This is a genomic window from Micromonospora sp. NPDC006766 (assembly GCF_040636055.1).
In the GTDB taxonomy this organism is placed as follows: domain Bacteria; phylum Actinomycetota; class Actinomycetes; order Mycobacteriales; family Micromonosporaceae; genus Micromonospora.
This window is the reverse complement of record NZ_JBEYIX010000052.1, coordinates 1-22,831: the sequence shown is the minus strand read 5'-3', so window position 1 is coordinate 22,831 and position 22,831 is coordinate 1. Positions and strand designations below refer to the sequence as shown.

At 67.7% G+C, this 22,831-nt stretch carries 23 protein-coding genes; 11 read left to right on the top strand and 12 right to left on the bottom strand.

Annotated elements, in window-relative coordinates:
* Nucleotides 1–49: 49 nt before the first annotated feature.
* Nucleotides 50–2,053 (bottom strand): BTAD domain-containing putative transcriptional regulator, encoded by a 2,004-nt coding sequence (locus tag ABZ671_RS27420; protein ID WP_357863463.1) that lies wholly within the window; start codon nt 2,051–2,053, stop codon nt 50–52.
* Between the two features lie 430 nt (nt 2,054–2,483).
* Nucleotides 2,484–2,879 (bottom strand): hypothetical protein, encoded by a 396-nt coding sequence (locus ABZ671_RS27415; RefSeq protein WP_357863460.1) that lies wholly within the window; start codon nt 2,877–2,879, stop codon nt 2,484–2,486.
* A gap of 80 nt (nt 2,880–2,959) precedes the next feature.
* Between ABZ671_RS27415 and ABZ671_RS27410 the strand changes: the two genes are divergently transcribed.
* Nucleotides 2,960–3,265 carry a helix-turn-helix transcriptional regulator gene (locus ABZ671_RS27410; protein WP_357863457.1) on the top strand — a complete coding sequence of 102 codons (306 nt, stop codon included), beginning with the start codon at nt 2,960–2,962 and terminating at the stop codon, nt 3,263–3,265.
* A gap of 321 nt (nt 3,266–3,586) precedes the next feature.
* Here the strand turns inward: ABZ671_RS27410 and ABZ671_RS27405 are convergent, their stop codons facing one another.
* Together ABZ671_RS27405 and ABZ671_RS27400 are read right to left on the bottom strand one after the other, a co-directional pair.
* Complete coding sequence (locus ABZ671_RS27405) at nt 3,587–4,165, bottom strand: hypothetical protein (RefSeq protein ID WP_357863454.1); 579 nt, start codon at nt 4,163–4,165, stop codon at nt 3,587–3,589.
* Nucleotides 4,166–4,314: 149 nt separating this feature from the next.
* Nucleotides 4,315–5,478 (bottom strand): transposase, encoded by a 1,164-nt coding sequence (locus ABZ671_RS27400; protein WP_357863451.1) that lies wholly within the window; start codon nt 5,476–5,478, stop codon nt 4,315–4,317.
* A 53-nt stretch (nt 5,479–5,531) separates the two neighbouring features.
* Between ABZ671_RS27400 and ABZ671_RS27395 the strand changes: the two genes are divergently transcribed.
* Nucleotides 5,532–5,666 carry a transposase gene (locus ABZ671_RS27395; protein WP_357863504.1) on the top strand — a complete coding sequence of 45 codons (135 nt, stop codon included), beginning with the start codon at nt 5,532–5,534 and terminating at the stop codon, nt 5,664–5,666.
* A 647-nt stretch (nt 5,667–6,313) separates the two neighbouring features.
* Here ABZ671_RS27395 and ABZ671_RS27390 read toward each other — a convergent pair.
* The 6 genes from ABZ671_RS27390 to ABZ671_RS27365 all read right to left on the bottom strand — a co-directional run bounded on the left by ABZ671_RS27390 (nt 6,314) and on the right by ABZ671_RS27365 (nt 13,310).
* Complete coding sequence (locus tag ABZ671_RS27390; protein WP_357863501.1) at nt 6,314–6,757, bottom strand: DUF2716 domain-containing protein; 444 nt, start codon at nt 6,755–6,757, stop codon at nt 6,314–6,316.
* Nucleotides 6,758–6,953: 196 nt separating this feature from the next.
* Nucleotides 6,954–7,574, bottom strand: a complete 621-nt coding sequence (locus ABZ671_RS27385; protein WP_357863449.1) for a hypothetical protein — start codon at nt 7,572–7,574, stop codon at nt 6,954–6,956.
* 3 nt (nt 7,575–7,577) lie between these two features.
* Nucleotides 7,578–11,030, bottom strand: coding sequence for a serine/threonine-protein kinase (locus ABZ671_RS27380; protein WP_357863446.1), 3,453 nt, complete (start codon nt 11,028–11,030; stop codon nt 7,578–7,580).
* A 7-nt stretch (nt 11,031–11,037) separates the two neighbouring features.
* Nucleotides 11,038–11,628: an SAVMC3_10250 family protein gene (locus ABZ671_RS27375; protein ID WP_357863443.1), complete on the bottom strand. Its 591-nt coding sequence runs from the start codon at nt 11,626–11,628 to the stop codon at nt 11,038–11,040.
* 95 nt (nt 11,629–11,723) lie between these two features.
* Complete coding sequence (locus ABZ671_RS27370) at nt 11,724–11,870, bottom strand: hypothetical protein (RefSeq protein ID WP_357863440.1); 147 nt, start codon at nt 11,868–11,870, stop codon at nt 11,724–11,726.
* A gap of 489 nt (nt 11,871–12,359) precedes the next feature.
* Nucleotides 12,360–13,310: a LysR family transcriptional regulator gene (locus ABZ671_RS27365; RefSeq protein WP_357863438.1), complete on the bottom strand. Its 951-nt coding sequence runs from the start codon at nt 13,308–13,310 to the stop codon at nt 12,360–12,362.
* A gap of 199 nt (nt 13,311–13,509) precedes the next feature.
* On the opposite strand from ABZ671_RS27365, the gene ABZ671_RS27360 reads away from it, so the two are divergent.
* The 6 genes from ABZ671_RS27360 to ABZ671_RS27335 all read left to right on the top strand — a co-directional run bounded on the left by ABZ671_RS27360 (nt 13,510) and on the right by ABZ671_RS27335 (nt 17,865).
* Nucleotides 13,510–13,905 carry a hypothetical protein gene (locus ABZ671_RS27360; RefSeq protein WP_357863436.1) on the top strand — a complete coding sequence of 132 codons (396 nt, stop codon included), beginning with the start codon at nt 13,510–13,512 and terminating at the stop codon, nt 13,903–13,905.
* Between the two features lie 226 nt (nt 13,906–14,131).
* Nucleotides 14,132–14,629: a multicopper oxidase domain-containing protein gene (locus ABZ671_RS27355; protein ID WP_357863433.1), complete on the top strand. Its 498-nt coding sequence runs from the start codon at nt 14,132–14,134 to the stop codon at nt 14,627–14,629.
* A gap of 139 nt (nt 14,630–14,768) precedes the next feature.
* Nucleotides 14,769–15,329: a multicopper oxidase domain-containing protein gene (locus ABZ671_RS27350; protein WP_357863430.1), complete on the top strand. Its 561-nt coding sequence runs from the start codon at nt 14,769–14,771 to the stop codon at nt 15,327–15,329.
* A gap of 41 nt (nt 15,330–15,370) precedes the next feature.
* Nucleotides 15,371–16,558 (top strand): alpha/beta hydrolase, encoded by a 1,188-nt coding sequence (locus ABZ671_RS27345; RefSeq protein WP_357863427.1) that lies wholly within the window; start codon nt 15,371–15,373, stop codon nt 16,556–16,558.
* Between the two features lie 466 nt (nt 16,559–17,024).
* Nucleotides 17,025–17,372, top strand: coding sequence for a hypothetical protein (locus ABZ671_RS27340; protein ID WP_357863424.1), 348 nt, complete (start codon nt 17,025–17,027; stop codon nt 17,370–17,372).
* A gap of 136 nt (nt 17,373–17,508) precedes the next feature.
* On the top strand, nt 17,509–17,865 hold the full coding sequence (locus ABZ671_RS27335) for a hypothetical protein (protein WP_357863422.1): 357 nt from the start codon (nt 17,509–17,511) through the stop codon (nt 17,863–17,865).
* A 189-nt stretch (nt 17,866–18,054) separates the two neighbouring features.
* Here the strand turns inward: ABZ671_RS27335 and ABZ671_RS27330 are convergent, their stop codons facing one another.
* Nucleotides 18,055–18,453 (bottom strand): helix-turn-helix domain-containing protein, encoded by a 399-nt coding sequence (locus tag ABZ671_RS27330; protein WP_357863419.1) that lies wholly within the window; start codon nt 18,451–18,453, stop codon nt 18,055–18,057.
* A gap of 129 nt (nt 18,454–18,582) precedes the next feature.
* On the opposite strand from ABZ671_RS27330, the gene ABZ671_RS27325 reads away from it, so the two are divergent.
* From ABZ671_RS27325 to ABZ671_RS27315, 3 genes are all read left to right on the top strand, one after another.
* On the top strand, nt 18,583–19,374 hold the full coding sequence (locus ABZ671_RS27325; protein ID WP_357863417.1) for an alpha/beta hydrolase: 792 nt from the start codon (nt 18,583–18,585) through the stop codon (nt 19,372–19,374).
* A gap of 294 nt (nt 19,375–19,668) precedes the next feature.
* A complete protein-coding gene (locus ABZ671_RS27320) occupies nt 19,669–20,205 on the top strand; it encodes a site-specific integrase (protein ID WP_357863414.1) in 537 nt (178 codons plus the stop codon).
* Nucleotides 20,206–20,346: 141 nt separating this feature from the next.
* Entirely contained in the window at nt 20,347–20,580 is a 234-nt protein-coding gene (locus ABZ671_RS27315; protein WP_357863412.1) for a hypothetical protein, read from the top strand.
* Between the two features lie 227 nt (nt 20,581–20,807).
* Here ABZ671_RS27315 and ABZ671_RS27310 read toward each other — a convergent pair whose 3' ends face one another.
* Nucleotides 20,808–21,779 carry an IS110 family transposase gene (locus ABZ671_RS27310; protein ID WP_357863409.1) on the bottom strand — a complete coding sequence of 324 codons (972 nt, stop codon included), beginning with the start codon at nt 21,777–21,779 and terminating at the stop codon, nt 20,808–20,810.
* Nucleotides 21,780–22,831: the final 1,052 nt, after the last annotated feature.

The following is a 22,831-nucleotide window of genomic DNA, read 5'->3' as shown; positions in this document are numbered from 1 at the left end:
CTGGAATTGACTGAACAAGACCACGGCCGCAAGCGCGACGTCAGCAACCTCACGCCACTCTGGACAGCTCCGGAGTCCGGCCGGCGCCGTCGTCATCACCCCGGCCCGATATGTGCTCCCGGGCAAACAGGCGCAGCAGGTCCGGCATCCGGTAGCACCCCGGGGCTGGCGACTCGATCAACTGTGCGCTCGTCAGCGTTTCCAGCAGGCGTTCGGTCGCGACCTCATTCAGACCGGCTAACGCCGACGCCGCCACAGCGGTGAATTCCAGCCGGTTCCATTGGCCGAGCAGACGGAACAGCCGGGCGGCGGCGGGGCTGTCGGCGAGCTCGGCGTAGCTCGCGGCGAAGCTGCCACGCAACGACTGCCCGGCGATCTGCAGCTCCGACAGCCGCTGGCGTTCGTCAGTCAACCGTCCGACGAGCATCGCGATAGGCCAATGCGGGCGTTCGATGAGCCGGGCCGCCGCAATACACAGTGCCAGCGGGAGGTGGCCGCATTGCCGGGCGAGCATGGCCACCGCGACGGGCTCGCCGCGCGTACGCTCATCGCCGAGCATCCGCGTCAGCAGGTCGACCGCCAGCCGATGAGACAGCGTCGCGATGCCCTTGTGCACGGTGCCGGGCATCAGCGGAAGCACTCGACGGCTGGTCACGAGCACCATCGCGGTCGGCGTACCGGGCAACAGTGGGTTGACCTGAGCCGCCGTCCGCGCGTTGTCGATCACCACCAGCAGCCGCTTATCCGCGACATGCGACCTGAAGCGGGCCGCGAGTTCCTCCAGAGTCGGGTCCGGATGCACTGGCGCGGCCGCCAGCGTACGCAGGAATCGCGTCAGCACGACGACTGCCGAGCCGGTCTCGCGCAGGTCGGCGTACAGCTGGCCGTCTGGAAAGAGGTGTTTGATCCGGTGCGCCGAGCGAATCGCGAGGGCCGACTTGCCGACTCCGGCCGCGCCCGACAGTGCCGCGATGACCACGTAGTCGGCTCGCTCTGCGTGACCTGCCAGCGCGTCCAGCTCCGCCAGCTGCGCCTCATGTCCCACGAACGAGGGCATATCCGGTGGCAGTTCTTGCGGTGTCACGGCCGTGTTCCCGCCGCCGAAACCCCTGCGCTTTCCGGCTTTCACGGCTGGCGGGCGGCTGGCCTCAATCGCCTGGGCCAGCAGCCGGCGTGGCAGCTCGCGGCCGGGGTGCTCCGCGACCAGGTCGCGCAGTTCACCGATGGCGTTGCCAGACCGGCCCAGCGACAACTCAAGCTCCAGTTGCCGCTCCAGAACGGACGTCCGGCGTTCGTTGAGCCCGTGCGCGGCCGACCGGGCCAATTCGGGCGTCACGTCAGCCAGTACCGGGCCCCGCCACAGCGCCAACGCCTGTCGTAACGTCGCGCACGCTTCGGCAGGATTCTGCCTACTCGCGAGCGCCGAAAGCCGGTCGAACTCGGTCAGATCGAATGACCCGGCCTCAGCCGGAATCAGGTACCCGTCGTGGGAGCGGACCACAACCGCCTGCCCCGACTCCGCCGGCCCGCAGAGCACCCGACGCAGCCTAGAGACGTGCGCCTGCATGTCACCGCGCCAGCTGGCAGGCGGGCAGCCGTCCCACATCACCTCGGCGAGGCGGCCCGCCTCTACCGGGCGACCTTGTTCAAGCAGCAACGCGGTCAGCAGCGTCCGCCGACGCAGGCCGCTGAGCCGCATAAGACTGCCCGACCGCAGGACCCTCAGCGGACCCAGGATCGCGAACTCCAGCGATGGTGCCACCTTCGCCGGGACCGGCTCCGCCCGTCGACCAATGGCGATGTGGTCACGGACGGTGGCCAGGTACGCCCGTCTCGGGCCTTCCACGCCGAATGCGATCAGGAGCGCGTCGAAGACGTCGCTGGGCGGCAGGGTCGTGCCGGCCAGATAGGCGTAGAGGCTGCTGGCGGAGACACCGACCCGCTTTGCCACGCTTGGTTTGGTCAGGCCGCGGCCCTCGGCCCGGGCCCTGCGCTCCGCTATCAGGAAGAGCCCGCGCAGCTCTGCCGCCAATCCTTCGTAGCCAACGTGCATAGCACGCCCCCCCAAGCCGATGTGTTGCGCGTCGTTAGCAATCCTTCACGGATCTCACGTCGTCGATGCCCTGCGTCCGTTGGACGGATCGTTGCGAGAAGCTGTCGGGCACTCCCGAACAGCAGGGAGTGCGGAACGACCACGCGCCAGCGCGGTCGGCCTCGACGGTAGAAAATTCAAGCGGCAAGCGGTGTCCCGCAGGTGTTCGGATTCGTTCGGCCTCGTTCGACAATCCTTACGATCTCGTGCGCAATAGGACGGTTGGCGGCGTCCGTCCGGCGTAGGTGATGATCTCGGGGGTGTCGATCCGCTGGGCGCGCCGCGTGTACAGCTGCGCACGGACGGGGGCAGTATCGCGGTCATCGCGGTCATCCCTCGATGAACTGGTAGTCGCTGACGATGCGCCCGTCCGCGCCGAGCACGAGGATTTTCAGCCCGACACCGGCCACGTCGCCACCGTCGCGAGGCACCATCTCCCAGCGAAATTTGGCCACGTCGTGGAGCCGCTCGGCATTCCCGCGGGAACGGAACACGAAGGTGCCCGGGCGATGAACTCCTCGTACGCGCGCGTCACCCGCACCTCCAGTTCGTGATGCCCGCGTGCCTTCAAAACGAGACGACCGAACCGCAGGCCCGAGGCGGCCCGTCGCATCTCCTGAGGCGGCTGCAGGACATGGACCCCGTCGGTGGACCAGAGCTCGCGGACGGCGACGCGGCGATGCTCAGGGTCGGGTTCGCTCCACACCGCGACGTCGCGGTCGGTGAGGTTCTTCAGGTCGATGTCAGCCACAGCGACCCATCGGTCGCGGATGATCGTTGCGACCACGACTGTTCTGCGCCGAACGCACCGCGACAATTCCCCGGAGGGAATCGCCAAACCGGCGCGGCACCCGGTACACAGGACGAATGATCACTCTATCCGCGAGCGGCGGACTCGCGGGTGCGTTGCGCACATGGCGCACCCGACGACGCGTCAGCCAACTCGAACTGGCGGTGCGGGCCGGCACCACGCAACGGCACGTCAGCTTCATCGAGAGCGGACGCTCAACCCCCGGCCGGGCGATGATCATACGGCTGACCGAGTCGCTGGGGATGCCGATCCGCGAACGCAACGAACTGCTCCTCGCCGCCGGATTCGCGCCCGCGTACCCACAGCGCGAACTGGACGACCCTCAACTGGCACCGGTCCGAAACGCGCCGGCTTCCACATGATCGCCCGCGGAGTAGACCCACACCTGCTCACCCCACCCGCGAAGTCCCCCGAATCCTGCTACACCCCCGCGGTCTCGCACCCCGCATCGTCAACCTCAACGAATGGGCCTGGCACATCATCGACGGTGTCCACGAAAGCGTCCGCAACCCGAGCGATCGGCTCCAGCGCCTCGCCGAGGAACTCGTCGACCTGGCACCCCCGCAGCCACGGCAACTCTCGCCACACCACCTCGGGTTCGCGGTGCCGTCGCAGCTACACGACCCGCCTTGCCGGGTCGTGCCTCGCGCATGCTCCGGCGCGAGGCACGACAGACGAAGGGGCTACCTGCAGGTCCAGGAGATCTTGCCGTTGAGGCCGGGTTTGGGCGTGTCGCCTCTCGCGTTCAAGTTGGTGAAGGTCCAGGAGCCGCCGCCCTTGCTGTCCACGACCAACTGCGATGTGGTGACACCGGTCAAGATCTCGTACTGCTGCTGCTTGTCGATCATCAGGTTGCCCGGGTTACCGAGGCCGGACAACTTGTCGCCGGGGTATGTACCCGGACCGTTGTAGTCATACACAACTGCTTCGATGGTCACCTCGTGGCCGTCGACCGGGCCTGCCATCACAAGCGATGGCACCGAAAACACGGTTTTCCCGTCGGATTGCGTGCCCGCCGCATACTCCGCGCAGGATGGGGACAGACTGTTCGACGGCACAGCGTCGGTGACCGTGCCCTTGATCGTGGTCCCGCCCGTGACGTCAAAGGTCACAGTGAGGCGTGCGTCCTCCGATGCCCCATCGGCCCCCTGATTGTCGCCGCCATGTGCTCGCGGGTTGTCGCTGTCATTGCAGGCGTTCAAGGCCAGCAACAGCCCACCAGCGGCCACCCCGGCGAGGCAGCGCAGCCAGATGCGTCCCATATTGTTACCCTCCCGCGCTTCCGATCACGGCTTACTTCGGCACGTCAATACGTAGTTGATCTATGTAGACGCTCTCCCCGCCCTAAAGGGCAGGGATTCCCTCCGCGCGGCGCGCGGAACAGCGCGCAGCGCCCGGGTGGATTCCTGCTTCACGGCGCTGCGCCGGCACGGGTGCCGGTCTTACCTGCGCTCCACAGGCGTTTAGTCTCTCGACGCGTCCCGCCGCGAGAATATTGATGGCCGACGTCCCGGTCGTGGATCGCGCCACACGGGCACGCCCACAACCGGACGTTCAGCGGTTTGGGACCGTCGATCCGGCCGCAGGCCGAGCAGGTCTGCGATGTCGGAGCGAACCGGTCGATCCGAGCGAAGGTGCGCCCGTATCGGGCGGCCTTGTACTCCAGCATCCCGACGAAGGACGCCCAGCCGGCATCGTGCACGGATTTGGCCAGCCGGGTACGGCCGAGACCGACGACGCACAGGTCCTCGACGTACACCGCTTGGTTGTCGCGGATGATCCGTGTCGAGAGCTTGTGCTGCCAGTCCCGCCGCGTGTCGGCCACCTGGGCGTGCGCCTTGGCGACCTTGACGACGGCCTTCCTTCGGTTACTGCTGCCTCGCTGCTTACGAGACAGGTCCTGCTGCAGCCGCTTGAGTTTGCGGGCCGCGCGGCGCAGGAACTTCGGCGCGGCGACCTTCCTGCCGTCGGACAGAACCGCGAAGTGGGTCAACCCAAGGTCGATGCCGACCTCAGCGTCAACCTCAGGCAGTGGCCCGCCGGTGGTGGTCACCACAAATGAGGCGAAGTACCGTCCGGCCGCGTCCTTGACGATCGTGACTGAGGTGGGGTCCGCCGGCAGCGCCCGTGACCACCGCACCGACAGGTCACCGATCTTCGGCAGGCGCAGCCGACCGTTGTCGAGCACCTTGAACCGGGCGTTGGCGGTGAATCGGATCGCCTGCCTGTTGTCCTTGCGTGAACGGAACCGCGGAGGCGCGACCTTGCGGCCCTTGCGTTTACCCGTGATCGAGGAGAAGAAGTTCCGGTAGGCGGTATTCAGGTCGGCCAGGGCCTGCTGGAGCACCACCGCCGACACCTCGCCCAGCCACTCGCGCTCCGGGGTGCGCTTGGCCGCCGTGATGACCAGCTTCGACAGGTCCCCGTCACAGATGTACGCCAGCCCCTGCTCTCGCGCAGCTTGCCGTGCGCGCAGCCCGTCGTTGAACACCACCCGCGCGCACCCGAACGCCCGGGCCAGCGCTTCCTGCTGGCCGGGCGTCGGGTAGACGCGCACGTTGTACCGGAGCTGCACATCGGACAGTCTAAATCTATGATCGATTCTCTGGATGTTCGGACCGGCAGGCACTGTTCCCCGACCTGGTGCCCCACTACTATCGAGCCAACAAGCTGTGGTCGGCCTCGTACTTCGCGGGCTCCGTCGGTGGCGCACCGCTGACCGTCCTGCGCCAGTACATCGACCAGCAGAATCGGCCAGGCTAGAGCACGCTCGGGCCTTGGCGGCCCTCCCGCGCGGGCCTTCACCCCCGCCCTAAAGGGCGGAGCGCTAGCCCGCATCTCGGTAGCTGCACGGCCCAAAGAAGCGCTGAAGCCGGGGAGTGCTCTCATGGCCGATGAGCGATCCTTGGGGGCGCCCGGCTAACCGGGGCACCAAGGTGAGGTCCCCGCACGCCGTCAAAGCGGTAAGGGTGGGCGCGAGGTCGTCGTAGTCGTTCTCAAGCTCCATGGCATGTCGGACCACGGCCTCCAAAGCACCTGCACTGTCGATCGTCCGCGTCACCATGCCACACACCACCGCCTATCCCAGCGCACGCTCCCCGGGACGCCGCTGAACACTGTGGTCGAAGCCGCCACCGTCTGCGCTGATGCACACCCTCTAAACCGTCCTAGGACAACGACGCCAGGGCGGGCAGGGTCCGGTGCCCCCGACCGCGCGGCAACCAGTCGATTGACTGTCGGACCCAGCCCAGTACGAGCCTTCTGGGGTTCTAATCGCCCGAGAGTCCAAGACCTCGACATCGGGCTTGACCTGGAGGGTCGGGCGTGGGCCCTTTCATGATCGACACAAACCGATGCCCGACGCGACCCTTGGCCCTGTGCCGCCAACGGACAGGCCCTCGTTCACACCGTCACCTGCCGGCCGTTCGTCTCATCGCCAAGCCGGCGATGTCATGGAGATCGGCTTCGACCAGGTCCAGCAGGTCGCCGCCGAACACGCACAGCGACAGCTCCCACGGATGGCCGAAGGTGCCGAACCGGAAGTCCTCAGCGAGGTAGATGTGGTAGTCGCCGTCGGGGTACGGCGATAACGGCCAGCCAGGCTGGCCAGGCGGGTCGATGTTCTCTGGCCCGACGAGACTGGGCCAGACCCGGTAGCTCGGGTGCTGCCAGTCCAGGCACAGGATCGAACCCGCGCCCACCAGCGCCGTGAACCCGGCGTGCATGACCTCGACCAGGCGATCCAGGCGCGCGTATTCGGGATCATCCTCAATGCCGTTCAGGCTCCAGGTAACCGACGGTGTCGGTTCGCTGATGGCCGGATGCTGGTGCATGCTGGGGCAGAATTCGAACAGCGCGTCCGGCCGCGGCCGGCACGGAGTTCACGGCCGTGTTCACATCGGCGGTAACGTACCCGGGCGCGTTGATGTGCTGGTCGAGGATCAGCGCCGCTCCGTACTCCGTGGTTCCCACTCCGCCGTGAACACCCGGGCCCCAGCGGGACCGCTCCCTCCGAAGAAGGCGAAGCGCGGACCGACGGCGGCGGTCGGATCACGGTGCTGGGGACATCGCGCCACCGTCGTCGGCGAGCGGTGAGCCGTCCAACGCGCGGTCCGTCTCGACGGCGTTCAACGACACCATCACGTTGCCGTCGCGGGTCGGGAAACGGGTGAACTCCATCAGGACGAATCCCAAACGGTTGTTGCCGCGCACGGCGTTGTTGAGGGGTCTCGTGCTCACGCCCTCGACGAGCCACTGGTGCAGCGGCGGCGCGTCCTCCTCCCGCCAACCTTTCAACCTGGCGTGGTGAACCGCCGTGGTCAGCTTCTCGGCCAGGTATCCGGGATCGCAGACGCTGGTGATCGTCAGTTCGAAACTCTCGAACCGGTGTCCCGCCCCGAAGTGCCACATTGCCCGCACCTCGCGGATGCCCGGAGTCAGTGGCCGGCCGAAGAAAATCCAGTCGTACGCGTCCAGGAAGGGTGCGTAGTCTTTGAGCCAATTGTCCCGGTCCCGCTCCAGCACGATCCAGGGCGAAGGGACCTCGTTGAACTCGTCGACCCACACGACTTCGGGGATCTCCCAGGCGTCCAGCCAGGACCTGACGTGTTCGCGGTTGGCCAGGAACTTGGCCCGTAGATCGTCGTGCCGCCGGCCGCGTCTGAACATCACTGATCACTCCCCGTGGTCCCAGTCGAGGCCCCAGACACGGACGTTGCCCCGGTAATCACCGGTGACGATGGTGCGGAAAGAGGCGTCGGCGCGGATCGCGTTCACCCGGACAGGGTGGCGGCGCAGCGACCGGATCCGGCGCCCGGCGCGCAGGTCCCAGACGTCGACGGTCTCGTCCCCGCGGGCTCCCGCCACGGCGAACCTCCCGTCGGGGGACACCACCAGCTCCTCGATCCCGTAGAGGAGATCGGAGGGCTGCGCGATGGCCCGCCCGTCGAACACCAGATCGCCGTTCCCGGCATTCCAGACGACAAAGCCCGTCATTCCGGCAATGGCGGCGAGGCGACGGGAGTCGGCGAAGGCCAGTTCCGCCGACGAGCTGTGCTTGACCCCGTCGAGGCGGTACTGGGGGCGCCTGCCGCCCGGTCGCCACGCGGTGAGGTGGGTCATCTCGGCCAGCAACAGCACGCCGGAGGCGAAACGGATCTCCGTGTGCGGATTGACGTGTGCGAAGGTCCGCAACAAGTTTCCTGTGTCGATCGACCGGACCTCCACGGTGGTGGTGTCGCCGGTTCGCAGTTTCACGGCGATTGAGCGGGACGTCTCGTCTGCCGTGACGCCGCCGATCGTCCCGCTTCCGGTGCGGATCGTCGCGACGCAGGCTGCGGCCTCGAGTGACCACACCGTCGCCAGCCCGTATCCGAATCCGACCGTCAGCAGATCGCCGGAGATGTCGAGCGTCGTCTTACCCTCGTCGCTGGGCAGGGCGCCGGCGACCTTGAACCGCGGCTGGAACGTCGCGGTGTCGTGGCACGCGACCGACCCGTCCGAGTAGCCGATGATCAGGTCGCGTCCGGCCTGGGCGAAGCGCAGGCTGATGGCGGGGTTCCGTTGCTGGACCACGGAACCCGCCTTCTGGAGCGTCTCCAGGTCGAAGATCTCCACTTCGTTGATGTTGGCGGGAAAGGCGAACAGCCGCCCGGAGTCGCTGACGTCGAAGGTGCCGTTGGCGAGCATCAGATCGGACAGCTCCTGCTCCACCCAGATGCCGTGCAGACCGGTCCGCTGCAGGTTCCGGCCCGCTGCTCGCGAGGCCCGCCGCAGTCGCGGATGGCGTGCATAGCCGGGAATGGTCCTGGCCGCGCGAATGGCGTTGGTTGCGCGCTGGGCTTCGCCGGCCGCGATCATCCCTTCGACGCGTGCCATGGCCTGGTCGAATGCTCGCTCCTCGTGCGCGAGCGCGCTGACCGGGCGGGGCGGCGCGTACGACCAGGGGGCGAGATGTCCGCGTAGGGGCATGGGGAGGCGCGACAGCGAGGTCTGTTTGAGGTAGCCGTCCGATTCGGCGGTTACGGCGTATCCGCAGTCGCCGCTGAACACCGTCGCGTCGCGACGGGATCCGCGATTCCAGTCCTTGGGGAAGGTGCGGACGCATCGGCGGTTGGCCAGTTCGAGGACCTGGAGGTCACCGGTCCTGGGGTCGAGCAGGGCCCAGCCGGCCTGGCCCGAGACGCCGAGCACGTCGTAGCCGAGGAGCCAGGGAATCTTCCACCGTCGCGGCTCATCCCAGACCCGCATGTCCACCGTCATCATCGACCGGTAGCCGAGCCTCAGGACGATCGACCCGTCCGCCGCCACGGCGGTTCTCCGGTCGTCGTTCGATCCGTCGGGAGGCAGGTGCAAGCCCCGCATCCTCGTGCGTCGCAGGGGCCACCACTGCTCCACTCGGTGATCCAAGTCGCCGCCGTCACGGCCCAGCGAGGCGGAGACGCACACCTCCGCGTCTTGGGTGAGGATCACCCGCGTGACTCGGCCCTCGTGGGGCCGGATGTCGACGATCGATTCCCACGCGTCGGTGCGGAAGAGGAGGATTCGGCCGTCGGCCGTGCCCAGGGCCGCGAAGCCGCCCTCGGGGCTGAGCGCCACGGCTGTACCTCCGTCCAGCCGGCCTTCGAGTTCGGCGGTCCCGTCGGTGAGGCGCCACCGCTCGACCGCCGAGTCCTGGTAGCAGACGAGGACCCGCGCTCCGGCGTGGTCGACCGCGACATCGACCGGCGTCCGACCGGATTCGGTGAGTTCGCAAACCACCCGGCCCGCGAGGGCGTCCCAGATCCGCACCCGGCCCGACTTCTCGGCCACCACCACGTGTGTCGCGTCGTGATCGCAGGCCATCGCTGCGACCTCGCCGGACAGCCGTCCGAACACCTCGAGCGTGCCCCTCGGCGCCAGCCGGGCGCTGCGTTCGCTCGCGGTCGCGATCTCGGGTGAGTTCGGATGCTTCCGGTCCGCCTCGGCCAGGTGCCTTGCCGCGAGCACGCCGTCGCCGCGTTCCAGGTGGATCATTGCGGCCAGGTAGTCCGCCTCCCAGGACTCGCCGGTGGCGCGCAGCTCCGACAGCAGGGTCTCGTCGGTGATGAGGCCGTCGCCCCACCTGATGAGCCCGTGGTTGTAGACCGCGTGGACGTTGTGCGGGTCGACCGCCCTCGCCTGCTCGAACAGCTGGATCGCCCGGTTCTGCTCGCCGAGGTCCCACAGCGACAGCGCCTTGTTCGACAAGCCGTCGGCCTTCAGCGCCGGCGGGACCTGGTCGGAGCGCGGGTAGGGGCCGCCCGCGCAGTTCTGGTACACGCCGGCGAGGACGGCCTCCGCCTCGGCGGTGTCGCTGATCCTCGACCGGGGGTCGCGCGTGAGGCAGCCCGCCAGCAGGTCACGCAGCGCCCGCGGGAGATCGGCGCGCAGCGCCGCCAGCGCGTCCGCGCCGTCGTGGCCCCACTCCCAGAGCCGACGCCCGTGCAGTACCTCGATCACCGTCAGCGCCCAGGACCACATGTCACTGGCCCGGCTGATCCTGCCGTCCGGGTCGACCTGTTCGGGCGAGCAGTACTGCGGTGTGAACCCGCCGAGGGTCGCGTAGGCGGTTTCGGCACCACCCTGCGCTGGTTCCGAGACGTACGCCTTCGCCTTGGCCGTGCCGAAGTCGGTCACCCGGGCCGTCTCGCCGTCGTACATGATGTTGGACGGTTTGATGTCCTGATGCACCAGGCCCGCGGCGTGGGCGTGCCCGATGCCGCGCAGCGTCTGGATCGCGACGTCGAGGGCCTGTGGGAGGGCGCGGCAGCGACCCTCCCGCACCGCCGCGGTCAGGTCGCCGCCCGCGATCCATTCCGCGAAGACCACCGGGTACGCGCCGACGCGCCGCACGTAGGCGCACCCGACCACGTTCGGGTGGGGGCCGAGATCGGTCCAGGCCTGCGCCTCCTGGGCGAGCAGGTCGAGGATCCCGGGTGCCGCGGCGAGGTCGGGGCGCGGCGTCTTGACGGCGAGGTCGACGTTCCAGGTGAGGTGATGGGCGCGGTACACGAATCCCATGCCGCCGGTCTCGACCACCTCCTCGATGCGGAACGTGTCGAGGACGGTTTCCCCCGGCCGCCACCGGATGACGTCCCCCGCGTCCACACCGGGCCTATTCGGCGAGCGCCACGTAGATCGGGCTGCCCAGCAGCGCGCCGTTCGGCCCGGGCCTTTCGGCCAGCCGCTTGGCGATGAACTCGACCCGCTGCGTCGGCCCCGGTAGCCCGGTCCCGATCTGCGACAGCGCCTCGTGGAAGCGCTCGTCGTCGAACTCGCCCGGATCCGGTCGTAGTTCCTGAAGCTTGCGGATCAGGTATGGCGGGACCGACCCGAGCGGCGCGGCGTCGCCGCCGCCGACCACGTGCGACGCCGACCCGCCCAGGACGACGACTTGGTCGTCGAGCGTTCCCGCGAATACCACGATTCCGGCGGTCGGGATGACCTGCCAGCGCATCCGCATGCAGGCCTGGAAGTAGGGGCCCGGGTCGGCCGGGGTGCCGATCTGGTCGGCATCCTGGAGGTGCCGGACCACCTTTTCCAGCTTGTCGAGGTCGTGGCGCTCGGGCCGGACCGCCTTGCGGCTGTAGCGGACGAACTTCAGATCCACGGCGACTTCGGTCTCGTGCTGCACGGTGGAGGTGACCTGTGCCGCGAGGAGCCCGAGCTTGAGGTGCGACAGGTAGAGGTAGTACTTGAGGGTCACGGCGTGCTCCGGTGGCAGGGAGATGACCGAGTCCAGCCTACGTGGCGCGTGCTTGCGCCGCCGACCCCCGCGTTGGCGTTGGGACTCCGGCCGGCTCAGGCGATCTGGCAGGACGGGTGGTACTGGTAGCCGTCGTGGTCCTCGTCGGTCCAGATCTCGCGCATGTTGTCGTCGGACATCCAGCCACTTCGCCACGGCCAGCACTGGGCAATTGCCGGCGAGTCCTCCGGGCACGGAAGCATCGGCTGGGTCGCTCTGGTGACCGCCCCGGGCGAGCCGGCGCTCCACCAGGTGCCACCACCGGCTGATCACACCCTGCAGTGGCTGCTGATCAGCCGGACCCGTTTTCCGAGATCGCCATCGATGACACCGAGGTGTGGGCCCGCAGCACGCTCAACGAGTGCTGGACGATTCGCCGCGACGCTCCACAGCATGCGAGGATCGCCCGGCTTGCTCACGACCGTCCCTTGAGGTGACCGATCCGGCACCCGGATCTGCCGCAGATACGGCGCGCGGCCCGTCGGCGTGCGTGACTGTCGGCAACGCCAGCCTGGTCGTCGGTGGCGCCATTGGATCCAGCTCATGGCCGACGCCCCCAGGTGACGGTGTCAGTCCGTGCGGCGCCCGGCTCGGCGGCCCATGTCCGACATGTCCACGACGGCGATCTTGTCGATCAGCGGGAGCTGAAACGGGCCCTCTTCCTCGCCGCAACCCCAGGACCGCCGGGCTGATCAATCACCGGAGTCCTTTACCCGAGCCGTCTTGCCGGGGCCCGCGGGTTTCCCTGCACCGAACGCCGTCGGCTCGCTCCCGCCCCAGTCCCAGCCGAGGAGGTGGTCGCGCAGCATCTGAGGCGCGCCAGGGGAGATGCCGGCGCGTCGCCACGCCAGTGAGAGGGTCCGGATGCAAGTTGGGTCGTCGACGGCGATCCAGACAAGAGGCACGTCCCACGCTTCACGACGGGCCACTGCCGGTAGCAGTCCGATACCGACTCCCACACTGATCATGGCTGCGGCGGCGCCTGGTTCGTCGCTCTCGCAGACGATCCTGGGCGTCAGCCCACGAGCAGCGAAGAGCCGATCCAGCAGTTGACGCTGCCACTGACCTGGTCGGGTTGTCACGAACGACTGGTCGGCAAGGTCCTCGACGTCGACACTGTCACGTCCTGCGAGCGGATGGTTGATCGGAACTGTGAGGAAGACCTGCTCGTGGATGAGTTCCTGGGCCTGGAGGTCACCGGACGTCACCGGCTGCGACATCAAACAGAGGTCGGCGTCGCGAGCGCGCACCTGCTGCACCATGACTGCGGCAGATCCTTGGAGCAGCCCCACTTCGACCAGGGGGTGTGCCTGCTTGAAGGCGGCGAGCGGTCGCATGAGCGTGAACAGCGATTCCGAGGCGAGCGTCACGCGCCCTACACCGGTGGCGAGGGATTCCGTGACCGCGTTGACTCCTGCGTCGAGCTCGCCGAAAGCCCGCTGGACGTGGTCGCGGAACACCGCCCCGGCCGCGTTGAGCCGCATCCGGTCGCGGCGATCGAACAGCGGGGTGCCGAGTTCTGATTCGAGCCGGCCGATGGTGCGGCTCAACGCGGGCTGCGCCACACGGAGCTCCAGTGCGGCACGGCTGAGATGCTGGTGTCGCGCCACGACCAAGAACTGGCGCAGGGATCGCAGGTCCATGATTCCGCCCCCCGTATCACCTGTGCCACGTCTCAGCGATGCCGCATCCTCGCGCCAGCATTCCGTTGGAATGCATAACGTCATCACAATATTGGTCTTCGACACCGTACCGGCTCAGGTATGACGATGTGGGGCATGGAGTCACTCCCCGACCACGATCCCCTGTCGGCGGCCATCTGTCGGCGCCCGGCTGTTCCGCGTGACGGTGACGGTGCATGCCATCCTTGCCTTCGGGCAGCCCGTGTTCGCGGGCGTCTACCTGACGGGAAGCATCCGGGGGCTGGAGTTACACGCCCGTGGCGCTGACGTCGTCTTCACGCTCGGGGTCGTCCAGTTCGTCATTGCCGTGGCCATCTCGGTGCGGAGCCGCCGCGTCTGGCATGTCGTCGCGTCGGCGCTGGTCACGGCGGCCGAGGCACTGCAGTACCTGGTCGGCATGTCCGGCAGGCTCTGGGTGCACTTCCCCTTCGGTGTGGCGATCATCTCCGGCCTCGCTCTGTACGCCGTCGCGGCGTGGGCGCAGGCGTTGCCGGCCCGCCCCGTCCGCACTGACCCACGACGGACGCGCGTACGAGCGGAGACGGTCGATGCCTGAACCCGCTTTCCTCCTCAGCCGTCGCCAGATCCTCCGCAACGCTGGCGCGATCGGTGTCGTCCTCGCGGGAGGCGTGGCCCTGGGCGGATCACTCGCAAACCGGCCAGCGGCCACAGGCTGTGTGCTGCGTAGCGCAGCGCGCCTGCCCAGGCCGTTCACGGTGCCGCTTCCCGTTCCTGCCGTCGCCGTTCGCGCGGACACCGCCGGAGGGGTCGATCGTTACGAGTTGACACAGCGCTGGGCGATCGTCGAGATCCTTCCCGGAATGCGGGCGCGGCTGTGGACCTACGACGGCACGTTCCCCGGGCCGGCGATCGAGTCGCGCCGCGGGCGCCCGGTCTCCGTTCGGCATCGCAATGAGCTGCCCGTGCCGACCGTCGTTCATCTGCACGGCGGCCGGACCCCGGCCGGCTCCGATGGCTATCCGACTGATCTTGTCCTACCCATCGGGTGGGAGGACGGTGGCCGCGGACACCACAGCGGGCATGGTTCAGGCGGGGCGCACGGGTCCGCGATGCACGATCCCCACGAGGTGACCACCGTCGTGGCCCGCCAATACGACTACCCGCTCGACCAGCGCGGAACGCTGCTGTGGTACCACGACCACCGGATGGACTTCACGGCACCGGCCATCTGGCGTGGCCTGGCCGGGCTGCACGTCGTTCGCGACGACGTGGAGAGGATGCCCTGCCCCTCCCCAGAGGCGAGCGGGAGCTGCCGCTGATGATCGCCGATCGGGCGTTCGACGCGGAAGGCCAGCTGTCCTATCCGGCGCTCGACCCGGCGCTGATCGAGCGTCCGGGAGTCCAGCCTGAGTTCGCGGCTGGCGTGCTTGGCGACGTCATCCTCGTCAACGGCGCACCATGGCCGGTGCACGAAGTGGACGCCGCTCGGTACCGGCTGCGCATCCTCAACGCATCCAACGCGCGGCATTACGACCTCGAGGCCGTCACCGACGACGGACAGCGCGTCGACCTGGTGCAGATCGGCTCGGACCAGGGACTGCTGGAGCGCCCAGTGTCTCTCGGATCGCTGCCGGTCGCACCGGCGGAGCGTTACGACGTCGTCATCGACTTCTCCTCCGTCGCGGTCGGAACCCGGTTGCGCTTGAGAAACCGGAACGGGGTCGACGGCACGCGCGACGTGATGGCTTTCGACGTCGTCCGCCGCGCCCCGGACGGCAGCCGGATCCCCGACGTGCTCGACCCCGACGCGCGGACGTGCACCATCCAGTCCACATCCACCTCGTCGGATTTCGCATCCTGTCTTGCGGCGGCCGCGCACCGCTGCCGCACGACGGAGGTCTCAAGGACACGGTGGCACTGCGGCCCGGCGAATCCGTGGAGGTCATCACCCGGTTCGAGGGTACCGCGGCCGCTACCTCTTCCACTGCCACAACGCCGAGCACGAGGACATGTGAATGATGGCCAACCTCGAAATCGTCTGAGGGCATATCCCGACAGCGATGGGGCTCGAAGCACCAGCAACGCATGGGCGTCTGGTTCGACTCCGGAAAGGTGATTTGCAGTTGTTCATCGGATACCTCATCACGGTCGTGCTCATGGCGGCAGCCACAGCACTCGGGCTGTGGGCCCCACGGCGCCCACACCTGTTGGCACGAGCCTCGTTCTGGGTCGGTCAGGTGATCCGAGAGCTGCCGGCGTACGCCCTGGCCTGGCTGCTGATATCGACGGTTTTGGCGTGGGTCGACGGCGCCTTCACCGCCGCCGCGAACTGGCCAGCACTGGCGCTGGCGTCGCTGACCACCGTCGGCCTGACGATCATCGCTGCCCGTGGCGTCGCGGCCCGAGCGGCGGTGGACGCGGCCCTCACGCCCCTGGAGAGGGCATCGAACCAGCACCGTCATGCCCCCCACCGGTGGCCCAGCGCGATACAGGGACTGTTGTTCCCCTTCACCGTTCCAGGTAGGGCCGTGCGGCGTGTCACCAACATCGCGTATGGCAGCGACCGCAAGCAGCGGCTGGACGTATGGCTGCCGCGGTCACGCCCCGCCGACCAGCCACCGCGCCCGGTACTGGTCTACCTGCACGGCGGGGGCTACTTCTCTGGCAGCCGACGGCGCACGGCCCAAGAACTACTGGCCAGGTTCGCGCGCAACGGCTGGGTATGTGTCACAGCGGACTACCGCTTGCGCCCCCAGGTGGGTCTGGACGGACACCTCGCCGACGCACGCTCGGTGATGTCGTGGTCGCGTGAACATGCCGCGGAGTACGGCGCCGATCCGGGACCCGTGGTGCTCATCGGCAGCTCAGCCGGCGCCCACATGAGTTCCATCATCGCGCTTTCCGGCGACGAGGTCGCTGCAGTGGTCGGGTACTGCGGCTACTACGGCGCCTACTACGGCGCGGAGCAGGGTCAATCATCACCGATCAGCCTTGCGAACTCCGACGCGCCGCCGTTCCTCGTGGTGGACGGCAGCCACGACACCGATGTCCCCCGGGAACTGGCCGCCCAGTTCGTGGCCCGGCTGAAGGCGGTCTCCACCGCGCCGGTGGTGCGAATCGAACTGCCTGGAGCACAGCACAACTTCGACCTGCGAGCATCGGTCCGGTTCGGTGCCGTGATCGCCGGAACGGCGCGATTCCTCGACGCTATTGGCGTCAGCGGCCACCGGCAGGACGAACTCGGGTGAGCCACATCGGCGACCACGCTATGCACCGGATCGATCTGCATTCAGGAGGCGGCACGATCATGCGAGGTGATCTCCTGTAGTTCCCAGTCGGCACGTCGGAACGCCAGCCGCCTTAGCCTGAATCCGTGAACGAGGGCTGGTCCACTGAAGTAATCTCGGCGACTTTGCGGTAGGTATGTGTACGTGAAGTGGGTCAGGTGAAGTGCGGCGGCGGCGATGTCGCTGATCCGACGTGGGCTGCCGGTGGTATGCCGCAGGGTTTTCCAGCGTCGGATCACGATCACGAAGCCGCGTTCGCCTTGCCAGCGCAGTCCGCGTAGGAGTCGGTTGTAGGCACGGTTGGCGGGAGCGAGGCGGTGGCCGTCGGTGGGCTGCTTGTACGGGGTTTTGCTGCCGTGACCTGCGGCGGGCTGCCCGGGCGCATGATCGCCTGGATGTTCGCGCCGAAGTCACAGTGCTTACCGGAGTGTCACGCGTCGATGGTCTCACCTTTGACGCTGAGCGTGGTTTCGGTGAGACGGTCGCAGACCAACAGTTCGCCGTCGAGGATCACATGCCACCAGCCATCGTCGGCGACCCGCCGCAGCGGGCAGGCCGTGGGCGCGGGCCTGCCCAGCCAAGTCGATCATGGTGGGTCGATCTCGCCGCAGTCGCCACGCCACGGGGCGATGGCGGTGCGGGCGATAGGGCCGAAGCCATCGGCGAGGCGATCGGCGACGTCCTCGGCTCAGTCGTCGTCGGTGAGTACACCGAGTTGGGTGAGCCGGTAGCTGGGGTGCTGGTAGGCGCATCGGTCGATGGTGCCGGCTGGTAGTCCGGCGCGGCGCAAGCGCCCAAACGTGCACTTCCGATTCTCCCGACGCCATCGTGGGAGGGATAGACGGACAGCAGTTGATCTGAGAAGATTTCAGGATTACGGGGATAGGTAGACAATGATCGAAAGGAATGCCGTGCTGCGTCGAATCATCACCGTTCTCGCGCTGGGGACCATCTCACTGTTCATCGCCCCGGCGGCAATTCCCGCCCACGCGAATCCGGTGTCGCAGGAAACGGTCCTCCATGGGAATTCCGCGATGGGGCCGCTCGACCTCGACGGGACCTGGGCCTGCTCCGTGCCGAGCGGCTACGTTTGGGATCAGGTGGAGCCCACCGGCGCCTGCGGATCGCTCAAGTACCGCTACCGGCTGCGGACCCCGGTCAACGGTCTGTGGGCCTGCGCGATCCCGTTCGGCTGGACGTACGACTCGATCCGCTTCACGAGCGTCTGTGGCTCGACGGGCCCGTACCAGTATCGTCTGCTGGGCTGACCGCCCTCGGTCCGCTTCTCCTCGGATTCCGATCCGGGCACCATGCCGGGAGAGATGCGCTGACTGCCCACGCCCGGCGAGGATCGCAACTATGCCCCCGAAGGTCGAGGTGTGCCGCACCGCCGTGCTGCTCCCGGTCTAGTCTGCCGAGTAGCCGGAGGGTGAGACTCCCTCCGGCTACTCGGCCGACTAGCCGTCGCGGCCGTAGGCCCGCCGGGCTGCGGCGATGGACGGTGCGGCGTTGCGCGCCCAGGATGCCAAGGCTTCGAGCGGTTCGCGTACGCCGTCGGTGAGGGCGGTGACGGCGTACTCCACCCGTGGTGGTGCGTCTGGGTACACGGTGCGGGTGACGAGGCCATTGCGTTCGAGATTGCGCAGGCTGAGGGTCAGCATGCGGCGGCTAATGCCGGCAACCGCGCGCTCCAGTTGGGTGAACCGGCGGGGACCGTTGGCGAGTTCGAGGAGCACCTGTGCGGTCCACTTGTCGCCGATCAGCGCGAGCACCTCGGGCAACGGGCATTCGTCCGGCGGCAGCGGCTGGACCGCCGTGCTGAGCTGGTCGGTTACCCCAGTGTTCCGTTGGGACAAGAAACTGCCTCCTTTCGGACCAGCCGATCATGACGCAGGATCATCGCAGTTACAAGTCGTAACAGTCCTGCTAGAGCTACTGTTAGCGGCTCGTGCGCGCCCGGGTCGTCAAGTTTCGAGGAGTTTGTCTTGCCGTTCGCGCGAAGTAATGGGTTCAAGGTCCGTTTCGAGGTGTCCGGTGACGGCCCGCCGGTGCTGCTGCACCCGGGCATGTTCCAGGACGGTGCGCACTGGGCACACGCCGGCTACACGCAAGCCCTGTCCGACGCCCATACCGTCATCACCGTCGACCCGCTGGGCATGGGGGCCAGCGACGCTCCCCGCGACGCCGCGGCGTACACGCTGCAACGCCGGGTCGACGTCGTCACGGCGGTGCTCGACGATGTCGGCGTCGAGCGGGCCGCCTTCTGGGGTTACTCGTTGGGCGCGATGACTGGCTACGCGATCGCCGTATACGCGCCGGAGCGCCTCACCCGTCTCGTCGCCGGGGCCTTCGATCCCATTGGCGGGTTTCGGTCCGCAGTGGACCAGGCGATCGACGCCTTGGGACTGCCCGCCGACGTCGACGCCTACGAGATCGTGAAGCAAGGTGCGTACGCCAACCCGTATCAAGCCGCCTTGATCGATGCCGGCGACCTGGGTGCATTTCGGGCAAACTACGACGCGTTCTCCCGCCAGCCAGGTTTGCACCGGGAACTGGCCGCCAGCGGTGTGCCGATGTTGTTGTACGCGGGCACCGAGGACCCGTGGCATCAACCGATGCGCCAATTCGCGCAACGCACAGGCAGCGGCTTCTTTAGCATTCCAGGCGCAGATCACCAGCGCGGCTGGGAAAGCGCACCCGAGGTGCTCCCGCACGTGCGGCCGTTTCTAGAAACCGACGCCGAACGCCGCCGGCCGCAGTGGCCCGGGTGTGAGTAGTTGAGGTAGCGCCCGCTGCGCGACCCCAATGCCCCCGAGGACGACGACGAAGACTGACCGCTGCCACGCCCAAGCGCCACGAAGGCCAGCATTCGGACAGTTCTGATATCCCACATCGCCGGCAGACATCACCCGGGCGATCCGGGCCGCTATCCCGCCCGGTGTGGTGCTCGACGGGGTTATCTCTAGTCGGGGATCGTCGGACAGCTTGTCCGCGAAGGGCCGTCTGAGCTGCTCCATCCTTTGTCGTGTACACCGCAGTCGCGCTGTGTCCATGACGGCAGGAAAAGCTGGGTGCGGGTTCAGCGAGTGGTGTCGCAAGCCGGTTCAGAGGTGTCCTGGACGTTGCTCGGCTCGGACCATCTGCCGGCCCCGCCGGTGGAGTCGTTCCTTTCTCATCTGGCTGACCAGCGCAGGTCACCGAACACGGTTCGCGCGTACGCGTTCGACCTGAAGGACTACTTCACCTACCTGACATCGCGCGGGCTGGACTGGGCCCAGCTGCGCTACGACGAACTGGCCGGGTTCAAGCCTTGGTTGAGATTGCCACCGGCGGCGCGTGCGGGCGAGATCGTCGTCCTGCCATCGGTGGAGTCGGCGTGCACCGAGTCGACTATCAATCGCAAGCTGGCTGCGGTCACAAGCTTCTATGAGTTCCACGCCCGGCACGGCGTGACGATGGCCTCGGTCATCCGCGGCGCTGCCCGTCCGGTGGGCACAACTCGCAGTACCTTCCGGCCGTTCCTGATCCACGTGCGGCGGTCTCGACCGATGCGCAGCGATCTGCGGCTGCGGGAGCCAATGCGAGCACCGCGCGCACTGACCGATTAGCCGGGCAGCGAGTGAACCTTGCGGTGGGGTACCGGTAGACGCCTATCCGCCATGGCGGCGGATCGGCTCTGCCTGTCCTGCTCCGCAGGGGTTCCGATTCCTCCCCGGCCTGAAGGCCGGGGTATCCACGGAAGGAATCCGATGAACTACGGCGACCTCTGCTGGGACTTCCGTCGACTGCCCGGCCAGCTGAAACTTGAGCTGCAGTACGCGCTGAAACGCAACCACGAACTCGGGTTCCCGCCCAGCTCCCACAGCTACAGCCAGACCGTGCGGATGCTTGTGCGGCGAGGCGCGACGACCCTGCTCGAACAACGACCGCGCCTCCTGGTCTGCCATCTTCCGGAACTACTTGAACGACCCGAACCAGGTTAAGAACGCCGCCGCGTTTCTCAGCTTCGCCGTCGAGCAGCTCGCCGACCTCATCGAAGGGTCGGGCTGGGAGCGGGAGTATCCCCGTGACGTCTGGCAGTTGCGCCGCCTCGGCTACATCCCCGCCGGCGCGTCACGGCAACTCAACTTCACCGACATCCAGCAGCGCTGGCTCGTCGACTGCGCGAAGCGGTGGCTGCACTGGCGGCTAACCGTCGAGGAAAAGTCGATCAACACCGTGTCGGCCGATCTGCTGTCGCTGCGCCGACTCGGCCTTCCTGACCGCGACCGGGCAAGCGCGTGCACGTCAGCCAGCTGGCGCTGCGCGGGATGCCGTGGGCGGCCTCGACCGCGGCCCACCGCACCAGCGTGGAACCCTGCTTGGTTATTCGGCCGCGGTGCACGACGGGGTCGGACTCGCGGTGCCGTGGCGTCAGGCCGGCCCATGAGGTCAGCTGCGCCGGGCCGGGGAACCGGTCGACCTCGCCGATCTCGGCGACGAACACCGCCGCCAGGACCGGTCCGACACCGGGGATGGCCTGGACCGCGGTGTAACCGCGGTGGCCGGCGAGTCTGGCCCGGATCGGCCCGGCGAGAGCGTCGATCTCGAAGTCGACCGCGTCGATCAGCCGGCACAGCGAGGACACCCGGCCCCGATACGCTCCGTCCAGCGGCGCCCGGGCGAGCAACTCCCGCCCGCCAACGCCGAACAGATCCGATACCGCGATATGCACCCCTTGCTTGGCCAGCACCGCATGGACCGACGCCTTCAACCCCGAACGCCAGGCCACCAGCTTGGCCCGATACCGCACCAGCTCCCGCAACTCCCGCACCGCCGGCGGGGCCACATAGGCCTCCGGCAGCCTGCCCATGCGCAGCAGGTCCGCCAGGTCGGCGGCGTCCCGGGCGTCGTTCTTCACCCGCCGGTAAGCGAACCCCTTCACTCCCAGCGGATGCGCCAGATGCACCCGGGCGCCGGCTGCGGCCAGCACGTCCACGGCCCAGTACCAGCCATAGGTGGCCTCCAGGACCACCTCCGGGTCCGGGCCGGCCTTGGCGATCTCCAACCCCAACGCGACCGGATCGTTGTCGATCCGGACGGTCTCGAGCTTCTCGCCCGCCTCGCTCATCCGCACGATCACTGACCGACGCCGATGCAGATCAATACCCACGATCTGCTGGCCGTCGTACTTTGCCTGCATGAGGCCTCCTTCGTCGTGAGACGTGAGCCCCCTGAGCATCCCGCCCGGGACCCACGAGGAGCGAGGCCCCGCTCCTTCATGCCATCAAGGGGTTGAGGCCAGTGGGAGTTAGGCGACCAGCGGTTGCTGTTCTGTTTGCTGGTCGGGTTTGTTGATCCAGACCTGGTCGAGCAGGTCGAGGATCTTGGTAGGAGCCGGCTGGTGGTGAACCGTTCGGGGCCGCCGTCGACGGTGCGGACGCTCTGGCGTTCCTGCACCGGCAGCCCTGGCCCGCCAGCTGACCAGCGCCTTACTAATCGCCAGCACGGTGACGGCGTCACCGCCACCGTCGAGCTACCGACCGCCGCCTGACCTCCTCGCGGCCGGGCGCACATCGCCGCCGCTGCCACCGGCCGGCCAGCAGCCGACGCACCCGGAAGCCTCGAGCAGCCGCCGAGAAAATCTGGTCTGTCGAGACTAGACATTCTTGGTGGACGTGGGTAGTGTTGCCTCCGTTGACGACAGAGATCGGTTAAAAACGCCGACGAAACAGGCCGAGCGTCAAGCAGGGCCCGGAACTTCTCGTGGCTCGCTCGGTAACCGCGGTGGAACGACATCACCGCACGCAGCAAGGCAAGTGCAGGTCAAGACCTTGACGTAACTCCAGGTCAGGGCAACCGCAGGCAGGGCCGATGCAAAGTTCGGGGCTCCGCCTGATGCAGGAGAGATCCGCCACACGTGTGCGGGGCCGTGAAGTTGCGTGGGGCTCCGACACCGGCGGGCAGCACCACAGGTAATGGAAACAGAGGAAAGGGAGGGCTGGACGCCGTTGGATCGCCCGCCGTCAGAACGTAGTTCCAGTTCTGTGGTGGACACCGCAGTCCCATCGAACGTGAGGTGGTCTCCGGTCACGCTTATGCGATCCTCGCACCCCCTGTCGCCGACAGCGGAACGGTGCGGAAACGAGAACCCGACGAACCTGTCGGTAGATGGTGTATTCAACCCGTAACCCTGGGCCCCGGCGCATACTGCGCCGGGGCCCTCGTTCATGAAGAGGAATGTATGTCCCAACC